The sequence below is a fragment of the Desulfobulbus rhabdoformis genome (assembly GCF_016919065.1).
GTDB classification, from domain to species: domain Bacteria; phylum Desulfobacterota; class Desulfobulbia; order Desulfobulbales; family Desulfobulbaceae; genus Desulfobulbus; species Desulfobulbus rhabdoformis.
In genome coordinates this window covers 1-393 of sequence record NZ_JAFFQA010000184.1, presented here as the reverse complement: position 1 = coordinate 393, position 393 = coordinate 1, and the positions used below count along the sequence as shown (strand labels likewise).

Genomic DNA, 393 nt, shown 5'->3' with positions numbered 1-393 from the left:
AGTTGAAGCAGGATTTCAGGGATATTATGCAGGATACCAACCTGATGCGGGACCGGGATGTTTACCTATTATCCAAGGACGATTATTTTGCCTTGGTTCCCCCCCAGGCCCATCCTGGCCTTGGGGTCCTTTTTGATTTGTTGCAACAGGATCGGGATGAGGCCTTTGGAAAGGTTGAAGCCATGCTTAAATCCAAGGCTTACAAAAAACAGATAAAATTCATTCAGAAATTATTTGAAAATCCCAAAGGCCTGCCCAAAGGCCCCAAGGCCGATGCTCCGTCCAAGGTTTTTGCCGCAGATCTGGTTTTGAAACGATATAAAAAGGTGTGCAAACTTGCCGAGAGTATAACGGATAAGACCCCGGATGATACCATTCATGAACTACGTATCC

At 45.8% G+C, this 393-nt stretch carries 1 protein-coding gene; it reads left to right on the top strand.

Going from position 1 to position 393, the window contains the following annotated elements; all coding sequences use genetic code 11:
- Positions 1–26 precede the first annotated feature (26 nt).
- Positions 27–393, top strand: a 367-nt coding sequence (locus JWJ90_RS23005; RefSeq protein WP_240195126.1) for a CHAD domain-containing protein, incomplete at its 3' end; no start/stop codon positions are given.